The sequence below is a fragment of the Vibrio sp. 10N.222.52.B12 genome, from assembly GCF_002875385.1.
Taxonomy (GTDB): Bacteria; Pseudomonadota; Gammaproteobacteria; order Enterobacterales; family Vibrionaceae; genus Vibrio; species Vibrio jasicida.
On the sequence record NZ_MDAW01000102.1, the window covers coordinates 1 to 17,927 of the forward strand.

A 17,927-nucleotide genomic window follows, 5' to 3' on the forward strand; every position below is an offset into this window, starting at 1 on the left:
GATTTACGCAACAAAGCCTCTCGCGGTACCAACTAGGATGAAACATGGATATTTTGATTTTTTGTCTAATCGTAGCGGCTTTCCTACCTTATGTAGCCAAAATACCTGTGGCAATTGCTATGCATAAAGCGGGCGGCTATAACAATAATTACCCTCGCGAGCAGCAAGCTGGCTTGAAAGGATTTGGCGCTAGAGCATTAGCGGCACATCAGAACGCTTTTGAATCTTTGATAGTTTTTGCCTCTGCTGTTCTACTTGCAATATCGACAGGTGCAGTAAATGAGAAGATTCAGCTCTTAGCGTTAGCGCATATCGTTTTTAGAATCGCTTACCATGTTCTTTATTTATTGAACTTCGGAGTTTTACGGTCAATTTCTTGGGCAATCGCGATGGGGAGTGCGTTTGGGATTATGGGGCAGTGTATCTCTGGTTGAGGACAGAGGAGAGTTTATTTCCTTGAAGAAAAACGGCCCGCCAGGGGAGTAGGGCCGTTAAAAGTGCAAAGTTGATTAACGTTCAGGAGTCGCTAATAGTCTAACTGCACTATCTACCGCATTGTCGATACCTTGACGACTTTCCAGTTTACCAGAGCTCGCAGGACCGAGTGCACATGCATACAGAGCAAGCTGCTTATCAAAGGGCAGATCTAACTGCTCATAAAGGTTCTGGCGTATTTTCGCGTGGTGTTCTGGTTCTTGGTTAGCAAGGTTGACAAGCGTGTCATAAATAAGCGTTTTCATATAATTCCTTTTCTATTGCACGGGGTGCATATGTATTGTATTCGATTACAATTCGAAATTCAGAAGCCCCAATCACAGAAAAGTGGTCTGATATAAATTCGTGGTGCGAAGTAACAAAGTCGTTGGTGGGAGTTAAATGACTTGTAAATCATAGTGATAGGAATTCACTCTTCGTAGCTTGTTTACAACCGGGAAAGTTGTTCATGTGGTCGAAAAAGCGTAAAGCTAATCTCGGGGTAGCTTTTTGATTCTGGTCGTACAAACTATATGAAATCAATTTGAAGCGTGTCCTACATTAGATAAAAAGCCCGTCGGTGAATTTGACTCTACCGAGAAGTTTACGCAGTTTAAAAGCAATTCTTACTGGTCTTATCGAACAACCTAAAGTCAATCTCTCTGCAACCGATAAAATAGTGTTGAAGTATTGGGTGGCTTTGATGAAAAGGACTTTAACTTGTTATGGGAAAATTCATTGTCATGTGGGCGGTTCTTATTAGCTTGCCAGCTATAGCAAAACAATCTACTTCGCTTGCTGAGGCAGCAAAAGAACGAACACAGTACGACATTACTTATGATGGAAGTTATTACCAAATTGGCTACCCGAATGGCGATGTTGCTTCTGATATCGGGGTGTGTACCGATGTTATTATTCGTAGCTATAGAAAACTAGGTGTCGATCTCCAAGTCCTTGTTCATGAAGACATGAGAGATAACTTTTCTGCATATCCGTCCAAACGAATCTGGGGCTTAGCTCGTACTGATAGAAATATTGATCATCGCAGAGTTCCAAATTTACAAATGTTCTTTCAACGTCATGGGGTAGAAATACCTATCTCGAATGATGGTCATAATTTCAAGCCTGGTGACATTGTCACGTGGATGCTCCCTGGGAACCTCCCTCATATTGGTATCGTTGCCGATGACTTATCGACAGACAAACGACGACCTTTGATTGTTCACAATATAGGAGGAGGTGTCGTACTGGAGGATATGTTGTTTGATTACCCTATAACCGGTCATTATCGGTTTGAGCCAAAATAGAAGGAAGTCAACTTTTGGAAAAACATTGTGTCGTATTGGGTGGAGGCGGATGGATGATGGGAGAGCTCCCAAGCCAACTCGACCAATACATTTTGTCACTAGTGGGAAAGAATAACCCCAAAATCTGTTATCTCTCTACCGCCACCGGAGATTCGGAAGAAGTCATCACCCGTTTCCACAATGCTAAGCTGAGCGAACACCTTACACACTTTCCTCTGTTCAAGTTAGAGAAAGGCTGGCGAACCAAGTTGCTAGAGCAAGATGTGATTTACGTTGGCGGTGGCAATACCCGTTCTATGCTGGCTCTATGGAAAGAATGGTGTATCGACGACATTCTCAAAGAGTGTTACAACCGCGGCATCATACTTTGTGGGATGAGTGCAGGCGCCATTTGTTGGTTTGATTATGGGATTACAGACAGCGATCCAGAGGCTTACTCCATCATCAAAGGCATCGGTCTTTTACGAGGTTTAGCATCTGCTCACTTTATTGAGAACGACGCGAAACACGACCTATTCGAGCGCTTTGCTCATAGTCATCTTGATGCGACCTGCTACGGCCTCAGTGATTATGCCGCGCTGCATTTTGTTGATGGTAAGCCAAGCAAAGTCATTTATAGCAGTGAGGACGCACAAATCACAATCCGAAATGGCAATGATGAAATTTCAAAGAGATAGGCCCAGCTTAGGTGCGGTTACTCGATTGTGTAAAAGCGGGAGTAAATGTCTTCTCTTTTGGTTTCGAAGGCACTCAGAGGCGTTACAGTGGCAACAAATTTTGTTGTCTGACAGCTTACGAGTGCTAGGCAACTACCGAGCATCAATAACTATTGGAGAGCGTGTCGCGAAAAGTGCTTTGGACCATAAGCATCAATTTTGGGCTTTGCACGTTGTCGCAACATCAAAACAGTATATAGGGGACTATGATGAGGCGACGAGCGTGTTTATACAAAGCCAAGCGTTTGCTACTGAGTTGTATTTGAGCTTTAGTTATCAGCATTTGGGCAAGTTGTATGTAGAGCAGGGGCGATTTAAAGAGGCAGAGTCGCTGTTTAATGAGGCTCTCAACATCAGAAAAAAATACGACAAGCCTCTTCTGAAGGCATCAACGTTAAAGGCGCTGGAAGGATTAAATGCGCTAAGAGAGCACGGGACAAGGAGTGTAGATGAACCGTAAGATTTGGCTTTTTCTAGCCATTGTATTGCTAAGTGGACCTTCCGTGTTACCTATTAGCCTAGAAGTATTCTTTCTCGTTGAGTTAGTTGGTTTTCTAGGAATATGGTCAATCTGTTCCAGCTATTTGCACACTATCTGTGCTCACCCTTTTACCCGGCGATTTTGGGCATGTTTTTCAAGCCCAGAGCAGCATTTACTTACTCACCTTCAAATAATGGAACTGATACGTTATCCGTCTCTCCTCGTTCATATGTTGCCTTATCGAAGCGTCATCGCGTGGTCCGTCCCTTTATTCGCTGTTGCTCAGTTTCTGACTGGCCTTCGTTTTTAATGTAGAAACTCATCAATAGGCCCTACTGATACTATTGGGGGGCAATAAGCTGTGATAATGCTGGGTTAAACGTTTTTACGGCAAACAAAAAGCGCCATATCGTCATGGCGCTTTCTCTTTTCTATCTCTCGATACTTTTTCTAAAACTAGGCGATAGCTGGCGTCAAACTTGGTTTGTTTCGCTCAACCACACTAATTGAAATCGCAAGGAACAGAATGTCTTTCACAAGGAAAAAGTTCGCAATCAAAACACCGTCGGAAACTTTCCAAGTATTTGGTGTCGTAACTAGGAAGCTCAGTGTCGCGAGGAAGATAACGCTTGCAGCAATACCAGAGTAGTAAGCAACCGTTGGCTTTTTCAATCCAACCAATAGGCCGAGTGCGACGATGATTTCGGTTAAGCCAATGATATTAGATACGGCTTGAACGGAAATGATGCCATATAGCCAAGACATGGCAGGGTGATTAACCACCAAAGGTTCAATTAATTTGGCTTCGGTTGGGGTGAATTTATAAATACCCAGCCAGATAAGAACAAGGGCAACGCCAAATACGCCAAGGTAGTAACCAAATTGTGTCGGTTTTTGGGAAACAGATGATGCATGCATAATAACTTCTCCTATAAAAGCATGTTTTCAAATGACCGACAGTTGAATTATAAAATTCTTGAATTTATGGTTATATAAAATAACTAATGTCTATATAGCAAAAAGACGAAGAATAAAAAGGATTGGCTTAGATGGAATTTATTCCTGTAGATTTATCACGTCATTTGGATTTGTGTATCGCGTTTCGAAAAGACGCTTATGAGGTCAGTTTTGGCCTTCAGGATGGGTTTGATATTCAAGAAATCACTTCTTGGTTTCAATCGATCGTTAATGACAACGAAGCGGGATTCTTCCATGTCATTAAAGATGGTCAAATCATCGGGCAACTGGAGTGCCGACATCCGGTTTTGGACGATGAAGGGCTGCGATTTGGTTACATTAACCTGTTTTACTTGAAGCCAGAATTTCGCAATCAAGGATTAGGGAAGCAGTTACAAGACTTCTTGTTAAAGCGTTTTGTCGATGGTGGTTGTACCTACGCCAGATTGCGCTACATTCCGGGCAATGATGCCGGTGAACGTTTTTATTACAAAAATGGCTGGCGCCCGGTCGGGGAACCAGGTGAACGTGGCCAATTAATGCAGATCGATTTATTGGAGGACGTATGATCACAATTCGTGACTTTCAAGAAGAAGATGCCCCGAAACTTTGGGCACTTTTCTTTAACACGGTCCGAAACGTCAATCGCAGAGATTATACCGAGCAACAAGTGAAGGCTTGGGCGCAAGAGGGATTTGACTCACAACTGTGGTTAAAGAAGATGGTATCTATCCAGCCGTTTGTCGCTGTGCTAGATGGTGTCATCGTTGGTTATAGCGATGTGCAGCCTAGTGGATTAGTCGACCACTTTTTTTGCCATCATGAATATCAAGGGCAAGGCGTAGGGCGTGCATTGATGACCCATGTACTCGAGCAAGCAAAGGCAAAAGGGCTGACGCGAATCTACTCAGAAGTGAGTGTTACCGCTCGTCCTTTCTATGAGCACATGGGTTTTATTGTTGTAAACGAGCAGCAAATCGAAGTCCGTGGTACTACGTTAACCAACTATGTAATGGAAAGGCGGTTAGACAAAAAAGATGTGTGATCAATAAATAATCCTCGCTCAATTAGTGAGCTTGAACACAGATACCGCATGTTTTCTGCGGTGAATAAGAGTTCATTGATCTAACACCAGAATTTCTCCTCAAAAGCGCGCGCATAATTTCTCTTCGGAGTGGCGAAAAAGGAAGCCAGTTAAAACAGCTCCTTACGTCAGTTATCTCACGGCAAACCATCTCAGGAAGAGAAGTAGTACTATGCGCCCTTATCTCAAATACATCATCCCAACGGTGATCCCTTTGCTCATTTTGCTGATGCCACTGTCAGCGTTTCCATTCGAAGGCATGACCATCATTCAGCAGCGCGTTATCGCGATATTTTTGCTTGCTGCACTCTGTTGGGTATTTGAACCGATCCCAATTTACGCCACCTCTGTGGTGATCATCGTGCTTGAGTTGTTGCTCGTTTCCAACAAGGGCCTGATTTTCTTTCGGCTTGATGAAGGGGAGCCTCATTTTGGTGAGTTACTGCAATACAGTGACATCATGGCGACGTTTGCTAGCCCAATCATCATGCTGTTCTTAGGAGGATTCTTCCTCGCGATGGCGGCCACCAAGTATCGATTGGACGTCAACTTAGCGCGCGTACTGCTTAAGCCGTTCGGACAAAACCCGAAATACGTCATGCTGGGTTTAATGCTGATTACTGCAATCTTCTCGATGTTCATGTCGAACACAGCAACGACAGCAATGATGTTGTCCATCTTGACGCCGGTTATCGCGGTGTTTGGCCCGAAAGATCCAGGGCGCATTGCGTTTGCGTTGTGTATCCCAGTCGCAGCAAACATCGGCGGTATTGGTACTCCAATAGGTACACCGCCGAACGCGATTGCATTGAAATACCTAGTGGGTGATAACCTTATTACCTTCGGTGAATGGATGGTATTTGGCGTGCCGTTTGTCATTGTGATGATGGCGCTAGCATGGTTCTTGATCGATTTTCTCTACAAAGCTGAGACGACCAAAATTGACCTTAACATCAAGAGTAAATTCTTGAAAACGCCGAAAGCCATCATTGTGTATATCACGTTTGCAGGCACGATTCTGCTTTGGTTGATGGGCTCGGCGCACGGCATGAACTCTTACACGGTAGCGTTGATTCCGGTCGCGGTATTTTCACTGACGGGCATCATCAACAAAGAAGATCTGAAGAAGATTTCTTGGGATGTGCTTTGGTTGGTATCTGGCGGTATTGCGTTGGGTCTTGCACTAGACAAGACAGGTTTGGCGAGGCTGGTGGTTCACAGCATTCCATTTGATGAATTCTCGCCTTATGTGGTGCTGTTTGGCGCTGCGTTTTTGTGTTTGGTTATGGCGAACTTTATGTCTCACACGGCGACGGCCAACTTACTGATGCCAATCATGGCGGCGCTTGGTACCTCAATGGCATCGTTAACACCACTCGGTGGTGAAGTGACGTTGATTCTCGTAGTGACCTTTGCAGCTTCGCTTGGTATGTCTCTGCCAATCAGTACGCCACCAAACGCATTGGCTCATGCGACAGGGCATGTGCAAAGTAATCAAATGGCGCGTGTTGGTGTCGTGTTAGGTGTAGTAGGTGTATTGCTCAGTTTCTTGATGGTGTGGATCCTTCACACCGTTGGACACATTGGTTAAGTCATGTACGAAAGTAAATTAGATACGCTGGTGGAGCGTTATTTCAATCATATCGAGCGTCGCATTACGGTGTCGTCAGGCTCGGTATTGATTGAGCAAGACGGCTACAACGAGCGACTCTACTATGTGCTGTCTGGCGAGCTTGCCGGTTATTTCTCTGAGGATAGCAAAAAGCAGACTCAGGTGTTTGCGGCATCTAAGGGCGCGTTTATTGGCGTGCACAGTTTCTTCTCTGGAACGTGGACTGCTTCTTCGACGGTGATTGCTCAAACGGACGTTGAATTAGCGTGGATTGAGCGCAATACGCCAGCGGTAGAAGCAGGTAAGTATGGTCCTTTAACTGCACAGTTTATGCCGGTGATGGTCAACGAGCTTTCTCGCCGTCAACGCCGAGCGATGCAAGAAGCGCTGGGTAAAGAGAAGGCATTGCAAAAGCTGCATACCGCAGAGCAAATGACGACACTTGGCCAACTTGCAGCAGGCATCGCCCATGAGCTCAACAATGCCATTGGTGTGGTGAGCAGTAAATCAGAGCGTTTGGAGTCGGTGATCATGGGATTGCTCGAAGAGGTCCATCCTGAGGCAAGCCAGTTCTTCGATTTCGGTTTGATGCAAGGGCAGAAAATCTCATCGAGTGAAGCAAGAACGCGAGGGCGCCATTTTGAGAAGTTCTATGGTTTGCCAAAAGATCTGGCCCGAGAATTAGCTCGCGCTGTGCCAACCGATTATCTCAATGAGCATTGGTTAAAGCGTCCAGAAGAAGCGATTCGTTACTGGCAGATGGGACGTGATTTACACGATTTGCGTATTGCCTCAAAGCACACCGTTGGCATTGTGAAGTCAGTGAAACAATTAGGTCGTACCGACATAGACAAAGAAGAAGGGCTCAGAGTTAATGACTCGATAAACCAAGCACTTGCATTGCTACAAAGCGATTTAAGACGTGTAAGTGTGCGTTTTAGTCCGGCTGATTTACCTCTGTTCGTGGGCTCGCAAACCGAACTGGTGCAAATCTGGGTCAACATTTTGAAGAACGCTTGTGACGCGCTAAGAGAGACTGAGTCACCAGCGATTGAGATACAAACGCGTGTAAGCAAGAACAAGATTCTAGTGACTATCACCAACAATGGTCCTGAGATTGACGAAGTTACACGTAGAAAGATTTTCCGACCAAACTTCACCACTAAGAAAGGTGGCCTGTCGTTTGGATTGGGGTTAGGGCTGTCGATAGTGAAACGCATCGTGGCGGGTTATAACGGCTCAATCGCGGTGAAAAGTGACAGTGAAAAAACCATATTTAGAATTAAACTACCGGTAGAGGATGAACATGGACAAGCTTAATTTAATTTGCGTTGATGACCAGCGAGAGGTGTTAAGCGCGGTTCTGCAAGACTTACAGTCGTTAGGCCAATGGCTCAACATTGAAGATTGCGAGTCTGCCGATGAAGTACTTGAATTGATGGATGAGTTAGATGCAGACGGAGAGATGATTGCGCTTATTATTTCTGACCATGTGATGCCGGGTAAAACTGGTGTGGAATTGTTAACAGAAATTTCTAAAGACAGTCGTTTTCTACGCACTCGAAAAGTATTGCTAACCGGGCAAGCGACACATACAGATACCATTAATGCTATTAATTCTGCGGGCATTGATCGTTACTTTGAAAAACCTTGGCAGGCAGAGCAATTGGTGGAGTGTGTGAGAAACTTGGTGACAAAGTACATCTTCGATATGGGCTTAGACTACACCGAATACCACGAGCACTTAGATCAGAATGTCGTGTTTGACCGCTTGAGATAATCGAATGCTCCTGAGCTGAGTAGGATGTTTAGCTCAGGATGCATTCTCGCGATTTTTAACTGGAGTGATTATTGACTCAAGGTGTATCGACTTGCACTTGCGACAGATAAAGGTTTAGAAAACCAGAAGCCTTGCAGGTAATCGACACCCATCTCAGCAAAAAAATCGCGCATTTTAGCATCTTCAATTCCTTCGATGACCACCTCAATGTTCTGCTCAAAACACATGCTGATCAAGAATTTCAAGTACTCTCGAGACGAACGGTTTGTTAGAGTCTTCCATGCCATTAACTTATCTATCTTGATTTGCGTCATCGGTAAATCGAAGAAGCAATTCAAAGAACTGTAGCCTGCACCAAAATCATCGAGTGAGAGCGCAAATCCGAGTTCACTTAATGTGTTGAGGGGGGCGATAGCCGCTTGGTTATTATCCAGAATAAAGGTTTCTGTTAGTTCGAGAACGATCGCTTTGGGTTCGACGCCTGCCTTATCCGCCATTGCTTTTATCTTGCTCGGAAACTCACTATTGAGAAGCTGTAATACCGACACGTTCACGTTCACACGCACTTGGTTCTGATAACGTTCACGATAGCTTTTAATGAACTTGCAAGCTTTTTCAAAGACTTGGTACCCCAGCTCGACTATCAAGCCTTTATTTTCTGCGACAGGAATAAATTCATCAGGATAGATTTCACCAAACTCTTTACTGCGCCAACGTACCAGAGACTCGAAGCTGACCACTTGTAAATCGGATGCTCGGACAATCGGCTGAAATTTCACGCTCAGTGTTTTCTCTTCAAGTGCGTTTTTCAAACCCTGCTCGATAAAAAAGTAACGGTCCACCGCATGTTGCGTTTTTTGGCTGTATACCGCGATGCGATCTTTGTTTTTCTCGCTGGCATATTGACAGGTGCGTGCGGCCTTGCGGACAATTTCTTCAGCTGAGTGCTCAGGATCGATAGAAGGGTAGAGTCCGATACTGATATTACTGCCCAAATATTGGCCTTCTTCGACTACCGCATCATGATAATTCTGTTTGATGGTTTGTGCATAAGTGTGCAAATCTTCGAGTGGTATTTCATCGAGCACCAAAATAGCGAAATCATCATCATGAACACGGTAAACGGTGCAGTTGGGCGAAGGCAAATGGCTGAGTGTCTGCAATAGTTTCTCGACTAAGCCATCGACCAGCTCACTACCATACTGGTTGAGGTAAGATTTGATTTCTTCTATCTGGATATAAAAAATCGATGCTTGGCTACGGTTTGATTTCACGAGTTCATCGATATTGAGAAGCAGATGTGCGCGGTTTGCCATACCGGAAGCGTTGTCATGAAAGGCCACTTGATGAATGTAGCTTTCCATTAGTTTTCGCTCAGAGATATCGCGATGGCTGCCGACCATATAGTGGCCGTGCTCGGTTTCTTTGGTCATCGCAACACCTTCAATCCATACGTATTGTCCGTTGGGTTTACGCAATCGATAGGTAGTGGTGACACGAGTGTTGTCGGTGTTGATATGGGCATCGACACGCTTAGACAGACGCTCTCTGTCTAAAGGGTGCACTAAGTCCAACCATCTATCTAGATTGATACGGCCCGCATTGATGCCAAATTGCTCATAGAATCGCTGGTTATAGAAAGCCATAGTGCCGAACTCATCCATGTAAAAGAGTCCTTCACTAAACACATCGAAGATGTGGATGAAGCGTTGCTCTACGATCTGAAGAAACTCACGATCGTGTTCGGAAATGGTTTGATCAACCTTGTTGGTGGTCAAGATGCTTCCTCCGCAATCCTAGCAGCGTTGAAGATAAATAGATAAGTCGAGCTACACGCTGATGACATTTTGGGCGGTTATCCTTTCACACTGCATACGAAACAAGTCGATTCAGGTTGGTTAGCTGTGATGTTAATGAGCTGACTTCGCTTATGTGGAATAGAAATTATATTAGAGTAATGCGACTAATAATCGGCATTTATAAAACTTAGTCAACAGTAAATACCATTTGTACGAAAGAGTTATTGATTCAACACCCAAATTATCAAAAATCAGACAAGAGATGACGATAAATTGGACTAAGTCCATAGATTAAAAGTGGTTTTTAAGGAGGCGAATGTCTCATATATTGACTTAATACTCATTAATTTTAATTGATAGTGAATTCTTATAACGATGAATGGTCAGATCCCTTATAATGCGTTTGCTAAATAATAGATGTTAACAAGTTTCGCGATATGCAGTACAAACCAGAAGACTCAATAAAAATTTCGATTGCAGATATCGGTATCGGTATGTTCGTTACTGCAATCGAACAAAATAAACGTGTGAACTTGGCCAATGCCGGACGCGTTTCTACTTCGCAAGGTATTAAAAAGCTGCAAGCCAGTGGGGTGAAGTTTGTGTGGGTTGATCAGAAACTTTCTGCTCAGGAGTGCGTGTTCAACCCTGTTGAAGAGGAACATGATGTCACGTTAGCGGCATCTGACGTTATTACAACGCCGAAAATTCAGCGCGCGTTTCGTTCCCGAGAAGCCCAGCACAAGCGAGCCAAAAAACTGATTGCAGAAGCGAAAGGTTTAGCTCAAAAACTGCTGAACCAAACCTTTGAAGTCGACGAAATTGAATCGTGGGCGGATGACATGATCGAAAGCGTATTTATTGATTCTGATGCGCTTCAATGTGTGTCTGCACTGCGCCAAAAAGATTCATATTTGCTTGAGCATTCCGTTAACGTCGCATGTTTGTTGGTATCTTTTGGTAAGCATTTAGGTTTGGATAAAGAAACGCTCAAACAGCTTGCTATCGGCGGGATTATTCATGATGTGGGTAAAATCAAAGTTGATGATGAGGTTTTACATAAGCCAGCACGACTCACTCCTGAAGAATTCGAGCATATGAAGTTGCATCAGGTGTTTGCGGGTGAAATTATCGTGGGTGTGAAAGGGCTTGCCGATGTGAGCCGCGATGTATGCTTAATGCATCATGAAAAACTTGATGGTACAGGTTATCCACTAGGTTTATCTGGTGAACAGATCCCAATGCATGGCCGCATGAGCTGTATCGTCGATATTTATGATGCATTGACCGCAGACCGTGTTTACAAAAAGGGCATGAGTTCGGCAGAGGCGTTCAAAATCCTATTGAGTTTGACGCCATTCCACCTTGATCCTGAACTGGTGTACAAATTTATTAACTGCATCGGCGTTTATCCAGTCGGTTCTATTGTTCAGTTAAGTGATGGGCGTGTCGGTATTGTCTGGACATCGAATGAATCTCAAGCTCTGAAACCGATAGTGAAGTGTTTCTACTCTCGCAAATACAAACGCTATATTGATGTGGCAATGGTCGATTTGAAAAACAGCGCCCACACTATCGAAAAAGCAGTGGCGCCTTCGACGTTAGAAGTCGATCCGAAGCCATTCTACGATTAATGTGCAGTCAGTTTGCTTGTTTGTGATGCTTGTCCAATAAGTAATCACTTTACACGATTGCATATTATCAGTATGTTGATTGCATAACTAAACGACTCAACGTGAACGAGAAGATAGATAAATGGAGGCATGTTTGTTGCTCTGGCTTCTCGCTCTGGTTCCTTACTCTGAACGCTTATTGAGGAGTACGATTGGTTTTGAGTTAGTTCAGTTATGAGCAGAATGATGTGGAGCCCTCTACGTGATGTTTCATGGATAGAAACGTTGAGTAAGGCTGTTATCCCACGTGATTCACTCATTTATCCGTACATTGGAAAGGAGCGCCAATGCAACTCGATACTTGGATTTATTACACCCTCGCAATACTTGTCCTGACTGCCTCTCCTGGGCCTAGTTCGCTACTTTGTTTAAGCAAAGGTGTTAGCAGCGGATTTCGCCACGCCTTTATGACGGCACTTGGTAGCTTAGCCGCGATCACCATCATTCTTACTTTGTCTTTTACTGGCCTTGGCGTCGTGATTGCTTCTTCGGAGTTGGTCTTTAACATCATCAAATGGTGTGGCGCGGGGTATCTGGTTTGGCTAGGTATCCAAGCTCTACGATCCAAACAGACGGATTTTTCTCAAGCAAAGTTAGAACAGTCTTCTTCTAGTTATCTCAGCGCGTTTGTAAGTGGCTTTATCGTTGGTGCAAGCAACCCGAAAGCCATTGTATTTTTTACCGCGCTATTTCCTCAATTCATTGACCCTTCTGCATCGCTATTCACTCAATACATGATCTTTGCTAGTACGTTTGTGGTGTTCGAGCTGAGTTGGTTAACCTTCTATGGATTACTCGGTGTGAGGACATCAAACTGGTTATTTGCAAAGGGAAGAGCTAAATTTTTCAACCGTCTTACAGGTGGTGTCTTCATCAGCGCTGGTGTGGCTTTGTCGACCGCGCATCGAAGCTAAATAACCGCGGATTAATCTAAGCTATTAAATCCTAGACTAAATTAGAAAAACCTTATTTCCAAAATGGAAATCGGCGTTTTGGTTTTTTTCATTAGTGGCAAAGACTCTTGGAGCGTAAAATTCAACGCGTCCCCTCAAACGATGATTTGAAATCAACAAATGATTCGAAAGGGCGTATTCGTTGTATTTTCTCCAGGAACATCTTAGATGACTCAAAGCCTTTCTGATCTTCAGCAGCGTTTCCTTGCTATCGCGACCGATAGCAACTTGTCTCCAAAACAGAAATCAAACTTTCTTGCTTTGGAAGCCGAAGCCACAATTCCATATATGACCGTCTCTGACGAGGTAAGCCAAGCGATGCAGCAAGGCGTCATATGTGACATGTTTGAGGGTCACGCGCCGTTTAAGCCGCGCTATGTTTTGCCAGACTACGCAAAATTTCTTTCTCAAGGTTCTGAATACTTGGAGTTAGCTCCAGCAGAAGATTTTGATGATGCGATCAACATGTTGACCATCCTTTACCATCACGTGCCTTCGGTAACCAGCATTCCGGTTTACCTAGGTCAACTTGATGATGTGTTGATGCCTTACGTCGGTGATCTTACTGACGAGCAAATTTACAAAAAACTGAAACACTTCTGGATTATGCTGGATCGCACATTGCCAGATGCGTTTATGCACGTGAACATTGGTCCGACGGACAACATCATTTGCCGCACGATTTTGAAAGTTGACGCCGAGCTAAAACAGATCGCGCCAAACCTAACGTTCATGTACGACGAAGCAGTCACACCAGACGCTTTGTTAAAACAAGCAACACAAAACATTTGTGAGTGCAGCAAGCCACACATCGCGAATTACCCAATGCACGCGAATGCCTATGAAGGTGCTCGCTTTGGTATTGTGAGCTGCTACAACTCTTTGCCATTGGCTGGCGGTTCAAACACGTTAGTGCGTATGAACCTAAAAGAAGCGGCGAATCGTGCAGACAACCGTGAAGATTTCTTTAATAACGTGCTGCCAGAATATCACGGCTTGATGGTTGAGCTGATGGACGCACGCGCTTCACATTTGCATGAAAAATCTGAGTTCTTCAAAGGCTTTCTAACGCAAGAAGGCTTGATCGAAGAATCTCGCTTTGCGCCAATGTATGGCATCTACGGTATGGCAGAAGCAGTGAATGTGTTACTAGAAAAAGAGGGCAGAGCAAGCCGTTACGGCCAAGATGCAACGGCAAACGAGCTCGGTCACGCGATCTCGGCAAAATTGTCTGAATTGGTCGAAAGCACACCAGTGAAGTTTGGTCTAGAGGGCAAAGCACTGCTGCACGCACAAGGCGGTATCAGCCTAGATTTGGATGTAACACCGGGCGTTCGTATTCCTTACGGCAACGAACCAGATCCAGTGTCTTACGTGCAAGCAACGGCAGGTCATCACCAATACTACCGTTCTGGCATCAGTGACATTCTGACTATCGACGAAACAGTGAAATCAAACCCAGAAGCGATGTTCAACCTGTGCAAAGGCGCATTGAATGCTGGATACCGTGAGTTTACGGCAAACGTTGCGTCAAACGACTTGGTTCGCGTAACGGGTTACATGGTCAAACTGTCAGATATCGCAAAGTTCGATGCAGAAGGATCACGTACTAATACGACGTTCCTAGGCGCAGAAGCGGCGAAGAACACCGGTATTTTAGAGCGTTCACCACGTGTGGTGAGCCACGAAATGTCACCGACTTACGCTAAGTAATGGGTGACGGATAAGAATAAGATGACTAGACGTTCGGAAAACCTCTTGGCTAAGGTAACTCGTATCCTTCCGTTCTCTTGTGTTGATGGACCGGGAAACCGTCTAGTCATCTTTCTACAGGGTTGTAACTATCAGTGCATCAATTGCCACAATCCACACACTATCAATCACTGCAATCATTGTGGTGATTGTGTGAGTGAGTGTCCCGCTGGCGCACTGAAGTTCGACGAAAGCAACAACGTTGTTTGGCTTAAAGAGGAGTGCACCCACTGCGACCATTGTATAGAGATATGTCAGCACCAATCTAATCCTAAAATTTCTGACTACTCTGTGGAGGCAATGCTCGATTTGATACGCAAACAGCGCTTTTTCATTAGCGGTGTTACTGTATCCGGTGGGGAATCTACCTTACAACTCCCTTTCATTATGGCGCTGTTTAAAGGGATCAAACACGATCCTGAATTGCAGCATCTCACTTGTTTCATCGATAGCAATGGTTCTTTATCCACCGTAGGTTGGGAAAGAGTCTTGCCGTACATGGATGGTGCGATGATTGACCTTAAATCGTGGCAAAGTGAAACGCACCACTGGTTAGTCGGGCGAGATAACCACCGAGTATTCCAAACCATTCAGTATTTAGCGCAAGTAGGCAAGTTGTACGAAGTGCGTTTGCTTCATATTCCGGGTAAAAGCGATTTAGATACGGAAGTTGCAACGGTGGGGCATTATCTGCAATCGTTGCCAGAATCGGTCAACATTCGTTTGAATGCCTTTCAGCATCATGGTGTCACGGGTGAAGCTCTGGAATGGGAAAAATGTTCCCAAGATGAAATGGAACGCTTCCACGCTCAATTAAGTCAATTTGTCAGCAGACCAATGACCATGCCATCGGTCTACGTGTAGCGCAGTAAAGATAAAAAGGCTTAGAGTTTATTCACTCTCGGCTTTCGACATCCACCAAGGGTCTCACAAGCCTTAAGCACTTGTTGTTGTAGCCATCTTAAAGCGGGATCGTTCAGGCTCGCTTTATTCCACACCAAACTATACGCCACTTGTCCGTACTCAAACGGCAAAGGTCTCTCTACCAACCCCTTGGCTTGCAGTGCCATTCGTACCCAAAGTTTTGAGCAAGTGAACAGATAATCAGAGTGGTGGCACATTACCGCTGCCGATCCAAAATCGGCCACGTGCATCGCGACGCTGCGTTTAGCGTAACGCTGAGTTAAGTTCTGCTCAAAGTAAGGCTGGGATAGGTCTTTATCGTGAATACCAATGTGTCTCGCACACAAGTAGTTCTCTACTGAAAGTTCTTCTTTCACTAACGGGTTATTGCTGCCCATCAAACAGATCATTTCGTCTTCTAGGATCGTCTGCCAAACCAAGTCTTTGTTGTGCGTTGGTGGTTGGCTGATGTCGTGCGGCAGAATCATAAAATCAACTTGCCCACGGATCAGAGAATCAAAACTCATTTGTTCTTTTGCATACACGTTGAGTTGTGCGCGACTCCCCATTTGTTGAGACAAGTCTTGCAGCATGGGTGCAAAGATCTCGAAGGTACTTTCACGCATTGCCAAAGAAAAGCGACCCTCGTAATACGCGGGATTAAACGAGCCTTGGTAAAGCAAACCGTTCATGCTGGAAAGAATGCCATGAACAGAAGGGCCGATGTTCAAAGCAAACGGAGTCGGGACTAAACGAGTGCCATCGCGGTAGAAAAGGTCGTCTTTAAGAATGTCGCGCAATTGGCTGAGCGTTTTACTCACGCTGGAAGGGGTCACGCAGAGCTGTTCCGCCGCTTGAGTCACGCTATGCGTCGTGAGCAGCATGTGCAATACAGTAAGGTGTTTAAGGCTAATGCGTGAGAGTGTTATGTAATCCATTCGCAAGGCTAGGGTCTGTTTATCTTTCGTGGTTAAATTTTGTTCGAGATAAAAGCGTTTTAATCGCGGCGAGTCGATTGAAGCTTAGTGGCTCTAAGTAAAATTGACTCAACAAAGAATAAAACGCTTTTAGCCGAACCCTTTGGGCAGCGTTTGTAGGTGCTTTCTACTGCGTTATCGGCTTATCAGGTAGAATAGCTACATATCAAAGCCCCTGCCTTGTATAAAACACCTACAAACTGCTGCAAAAATCATCACGAAAGGTCAACAGACCCTAACTCGTGTGATTTTTCTCAGTATATCAAAATATTATTATGAAACATTTTTTTACGATTGTTGAAGCACGCAAAAAGAGGCGTTTCAATTCGTACTCAATGCAATAGTTTGGCTCAACTCGGCACTTGATGGGGTGAGTATGGCTTATAACCCTTAGAGGACGAAAGATGCTTTACACAAGCCTGACAAAATAAGGGATTGCGTACAAAGGGAGGAGGTGATTTACTCGCGTTTCCTAAGTAACAGAGGTTTTAAAAACTTAATGGACGACCCCTTTAGTCGACTGAACAATTCACTGTATGGCTTCCAATCACCGGAGGCGTACTCATGTTAGAACTTTTCATGCAACCAGAAGCGTGGGCTATCTTCGCTACTTTGTTTGCTCTTGAAGTAGTCTTAGGCGTTGATAACGTCGTATTCATCTCCGTTCTGTGTGAACGATTACCACAACACCAGCGTAAACTTGCCCGAAATCTAGGTATTGGCCTAGCGGTGATGGCGCGTATTGTTTTGGTGTTCTCGATCTCTTGGATCATGCAACTTACTCAGCCGTTAATCAGCTTCAGCGACTATGCGTTTACTGGTCGTGATTTGATTATGATTGCGGGTGGTGCATTCCTACTGGCGAAAAGCTTGAAAGAGTTGTGGAGTTGGTTAACGCATACTGAGCACGGTCACTCGACTCATGTTCGTACTGGTCTGGCTGTTGTTCTGCTTCAGATTGTCGCGGTTGATGCTGTGTTCTCGATGGACTCGGTGATTACTGCGGTTGGTCTAACGAGCGAAGTACCAATCATGGTGGCAGCGATCATTTCGTCAGCGATTGTGATGGTGTTAACGGCGGAGAAAATCAACAATCTAGTGACGCGTTACCCGGGCTTTAAGACCCTTGCTCTACTGTTCCTAGTATTTTTAGGTGGTCTGTTGATGGCAGAAGGTTTTGCTATTCACATCAACAAAGGTTACGTGTATTTCGCGATGGCGTTTGGTTTAGTGTTGGAAATGTGTCATATCCAACTTAAGAAAAAACAACGCCCATTGATTCAACGAATTCGTCCAATTCGACCTCGTTCAATTGCATTGCAAGTGCGATAATCGAACTCAAAACTGGCCGCTCTCCTGAGCGGCTTTTTTACGTCTGGACATAAGGAAAAGCAAGGGTTTGTCGTGTCGATTAAAAATGGAATTTGTTGTTGTAGCACGAATTTCTTATATAGACCGC

Annotated in this window: 18 protein-coding genes; 14 read left to right on the forward strand and 4 right to left on the reverse strand. The window is 44.6% G+C overall.

All coding sequences use genetic code 11. The features are described 5' to 3' along the window. The first annotated feature begins 44 nt into the window (after nucleotides 1-44). The gene (locus tag BCT11_RS06850) at nucleotides 45-434 is read left to right on the forward strand and encodes an MAPEG family protein (protein WP_038881832.1); all 390 of its coding nucleotides are present in this window, start codon (nucleotides 45-47) and stop codon (nucleotides 432-434) included. Nucleotides 435-509: 75 nt separating this feature from the next. Here the strand turns inward: BCT11_RS06850 and BCT11_RS06855 are convergent, their stop codons facing one another. Continuing rightward, nucleotides 510-740: a PAS factor family protein gene (locus BCT11_RS06855; RefSeq protein ID WP_038872158.1), complete on the reverse strand. Its 231-nt coding sequence runs from the start codon at nucleotides 738-740 to the stop codon at nucleotides 510-512. Nucleotides 741-1,199: 459 nt separating this feature from the next. Here BCT11_RS06855 and BCT11_RS06860 point away from each other — a divergent pair, with 459 nt between their 5' ends. Genes BCT11_RS06860 through BCT11_RS06870 form a run of 3 tightly spaced genes read left to right on the forward strand, consistent with a single transcriptional unit; the run spans nucleotide 1,200 to nucleotide 2,957 of the window. After that, nucleotides 1,200-1,781, forward strand: coding sequence for a DUF1287 domain-containing protein (locus BCT11_RS06860; protein ID WP_102387709.1), 582 nt, complete (start codon nucleotides 1,200-1,202; stop codon nucleotides 1,779-1,781). Between the two features lie 14 nt (nucleotides 1,782-1,795). Then, nucleotides 1,796-2,458 carry a peptidase E gene (locus tag BCT11_RS06865; protein ID WP_102387710.1) on the forward strand — a complete coding sequence of 221 codons (663 nt, stop codon included), beginning with the start codon at nucleotides 1,796-1,798 and terminating at the stop codon, nucleotides 2,456-2,458. Continuing rightward, on the forward strand, nucleotides 2,436-2,957 hold the full coding sequence (locus tag BCT11_RS06870; RefSeq protein WP_241908995.1) for a tetratricopeptide repeat protein: 522 nt from the start codon (nucleotides 2,436-2,438) through the stop codon (nucleotides 2,955-2,957). The genes BCT11_RS06865 and BCT11_RS06870 overlap by 23 nt, the downstream gene beginning before the upstream one ends. A gap of 477 nt (nucleotides 2,958-3,434) precedes the next feature. Here the strand turns inward: BCT11_RS06870 and BCT11_RS06880 are convergent, their stop codons facing one another. Beyond that, complete coding sequence (locus BCT11_RS06880; protein WP_009704234.1) at nucleotides 3,435-3,896, reverse strand: DUF417 family protein; 462 nt, start codon at nucleotides 3,894-3,896, stop codon at nucleotides 3,435-3,437. 131 nt (nucleotides 3,897-4,027) lie between these two features. On the opposite strand from BCT11_RS06880, the gene BCT11_RS06885 reads away from it, so the two are divergent. The 5 genes from BCT11_RS06885 (at nucleotide 4,028) to BCT11_RS06905 (ending at nucleotide 8,411) form a co-directional block, all read left to right on the forward strand. After that, nucleotides 4,028-4,504 (forward strand): GNAT family N-acetyltransferase, encoded by a 477-nt coding sequence (locus BCT11_RS06885; protein WP_102387713.1) that lies wholly within the window; start codon nucleotides 4,028-4,030, stop codon nucleotides 4,502-4,504. Beyond that, entirely contained in the window at nucleotides 4,501-4,980 is a 480-nt protein-coding gene (locus BCT11_RS06890; RefSeq protein WP_102387714.1) for a GNAT family N-acetyltransferase, read from the forward strand. Before BCT11_RS06885 ends, BCT11_RS06890 begins: the two co-directional genes overlap by 4 nt. Nucleotides 4,981-5,191: 211 nt before the next feature. Next, nucleotides 5,192-6,610, forward strand: coding sequence for an SLC13 family permease (locus BCT11_RS06895; protein WP_039976698.1), 1,419 nt, complete (start codon nucleotides 5,192-5,194; stop codon nucleotides 6,608-6,610). A gap of 3 nt (nucleotides 6,611-6,613) precedes the next feature. Next, on the forward strand, nucleotides 6,614-7,951 hold the full coding sequence (locus BCT11_RS06900; RefSeq protein WP_102387715.1) for an ATP-binding protein: 1,338 nt from the start codon (nucleotides 6,614-6,616) through the stop codon (nucleotides 7,949-7,951). Beyond that, complete coding sequence (locus tag BCT11_RS06905; protein WP_038872181.1) at nucleotides 7,938-8,411, forward strand: response regulator; 474 nt, start codon at nucleotides 7,938-7,940, stop codon at nucleotides 8,409-8,411. Before BCT11_RS06900 ends, BCT11_RS06905 begins: the two co-directional genes overlap by 14 nt. A 68-nt stretch (nucleotides 8,412-8,479) precedes the next feature. On the opposite strand, the gene BCT11_RS06910 is transcribed toward BCT11_RS06905, so the two are convergent. Continuing rightward, nucleotides 8,480-10,189 (reverse strand): EAL domain-containing protein, encoded by a 1,710-nt coding sequence (locus BCT11_RS06910; RefSeq protein ID WP_038872184.1) that lies wholly within the window; start codon nucleotides 10,187-10,189, stop codon nucleotides 8,480-8,482. Nucleotides 10,190-10,647: 458 nt separating this feature from the next. On the opposite strand from BCT11_RS06910, the gene BCT11_RS06915 reads away from it, so the two are divergent. The 4 genes from BCT11_RS06915 to BCT11_RS06930 all read left to right on the forward strand — a co-directional run bounded on the left by BCT11_RS06915 (nucleotide 10,648) and on the right by BCT11_RS06930 (nucleotide 15,452). Then, the gene (locus BCT11_RS06915) at nucleotides 10,648-11,844 is read left to right on the forward strand and encodes an HD-GYP domain-containing protein (RefSeq protein WP_102387716.1); all 1,197 of its coding nucleotides are present in this window, start codon (nucleotides 10,648-10,650) and stop codon (nucleotides 11,842-11,844) included. Between the two features lie 326 nt (nucleotides 11,845-12,170). Next, complete coding sequence (locus BCT11_RS06920; RefSeq protein ID WP_102387717.1) at nucleotides 12,171-12,797, forward strand: LysE family translocator; 627 nt, start codon at nucleotides 12,171-12,173, stop codon at nucleotides 12,795-12,797. Nucleotides 12,798-13,004: 207 nt separating this feature from the next. Further along, nucleotides 13,005-14,549 (forward strand): YjjI family glycine radical enzyme, encoded by a 1,545-nt coding sequence (locus BCT11_RS06925; protein ID WP_045405615.1) that lies wholly within the window; start codon nucleotides 13,005-13,007, stop codon nucleotides 14,547-14,549. A gap of 21 nt (nucleotides 14,550-14,570) precedes the next feature. Then, nucleotides 14,571-15,452 (forward strand): YjjW family glycine radical enzyme activase, encoded by an 882-nt coding sequence (locus BCT11_RS06930; protein WP_039976692.1) that lies wholly within the window; start codon nucleotides 14,571-14,573, stop codon nucleotides 15,450-15,452. Nucleotides 15,453-15,472: 20 nt separating this feature from the next. Here the strand turns inward: BCT11_RS06930 and BCT11_RS06935 are convergent, their stop codons facing one another. Next, entirely contained in the window at nucleotides 15,473-16,429 is a 957-nt protein-coding gene (locus BCT11_RS06935) for a LysR family transcriptional regulator (RefSeq protein WP_102387718.1), read from the reverse strand. Between the two features lie 603 nt (nucleotides 16,430-17,032). Between BCT11_RS06935 and BCT11_RS06945 the strand changes: the two genes are divergently transcribed. Continuing rightward, nucleotides 17,033-17,800 (forward strand): TerC family protein, encoded by a 768-nt coding sequence (locus BCT11_RS06945; RefSeq protein ID WP_102387719.1) that lies wholly within the window; start codon nucleotides 17,033-17,035, stop codon nucleotides 17,798-17,800. The last annotated feature ends 127 nt before the right edge of the window (nucleotides 17,801-17,927 follow it).

What these genes read in the sequence shown, in the direction of transcription:
- BCT11_RS06850 (WP_038881832.1), top strand. Translation starts at nt 45, where the DNA reads ATGGATATTTTGATTTTTTGTCTAATCGTAGCGGCTTTCCTACCTTAT.
- BCT11_RS06855 (WP_038872158.1), bottom strand. Translation starts at nt 740, where the DNA reads ATGAAAACGCTTATTTATGACACGCTTGTCAACCTTGCTAACCAAGAA.
- BCT11_RS06860 (WP_102387709.1), top strand. Translation starts at nt 1,200, where the DNA reads ATGGGAAAATTCATTGTCATGTGGGCGGTTCTTATTAGCTTGCCAGCT.
- BCT11_RS06870 (WP_241908995.1), top strand. Translation starts at nt 2,436, where the DNA reads ATGATGAAATTTCAAAGAGATAGGCCCAGCTTAGGTGCGGTTACTCGA.
- BCT11_RS06880 (WP_009704234.1), bottom strand. Translation starts at nt 3,896, where the DNA reads ATGCATGCATCATCTGTTTCCCAAAAACCGACACAATTTGGTTACTAC.
- BCT11_RS06885 (WP_102387713.1), top strand. Translation starts at nt 4,028, where the DNA reads ATGGAATTTATTCCTGTAGATTTATCACGTCATTTGGATTTGTGTATC.
- BCT11_RS06890 (WP_102387714.1), top strand. Translation starts at nt 4,501, where the DNA reads ATGATCACAATTCGTGACTTTCAAGAAGAAGATGCCCCGAAACTTTGG.
- BCT11_RS06895 (WP_039976698.1), top strand. Translation starts at nt 5,192, where the DNA reads ATGCGCCCTTATCTCAAATACATCATCCCAACGGTGATCCCTTTGCTC.
- BCT11_RS06900 (WP_102387715.1), top strand. Translation starts at nt 6,614, where the DNA reads ATGTACGAAAGTAAATTAGATACGCTGGTGGAGCGTTATTTCAATCAT.
- BCT11_RS06905 (WP_038872181.1), top strand. Translation starts at nt 7,938, where the DNA reads ATGGACAAGCTTAATTTAATTTGCGTTGATGACCAGCGAGAGGTGTTA.
- BCT11_RS06915 (WP_102387716.1), top strand. Translation starts at nt 10,648, where the DNA reads ATGCAGTACAAACCAGAAGACTCAATAAAAATTTCGATTGCAGATATC.
- BCT11_RS06920 (WP_102387717.1), top strand. Translation starts at nt 12,171, where the DNA reads ATGCAACTCGATACTTGGATTTATTACACCCTCGCAATACTTGTCCTG.
- BCT11_RS06925 (WP_045405615.1), top strand. Translation starts at nt 13,005, where the DNA reads ATGACTCAAAGCCTTTCTGATCTTCAGCAGCGTTTCCTTGCTATCGCG.
- BCT11_RS06930 (WP_039976692.1), top strand. Translation starts at nt 14,571, where the DNA reads ATGACTAGACGTTCGGAAAACCTCTTGGCTAAGGTAACTCGTATCCTT.
- BCT11_RS06935 (WP_102387718.1), bottom strand. Translation starts at nt 16,429, where the DNA reads ATGGATTACATAACACTCTCACGCATTAGCCTTAAACACCTTACTGTA.
- BCT11_RS06945 (WP_102387719.1), top strand. Translation starts at nt 17,033, where the DNA reads ATGTTAGAACTTTTCATGCAACCAGAAGCGTGGGCTATCTTCGCTACT.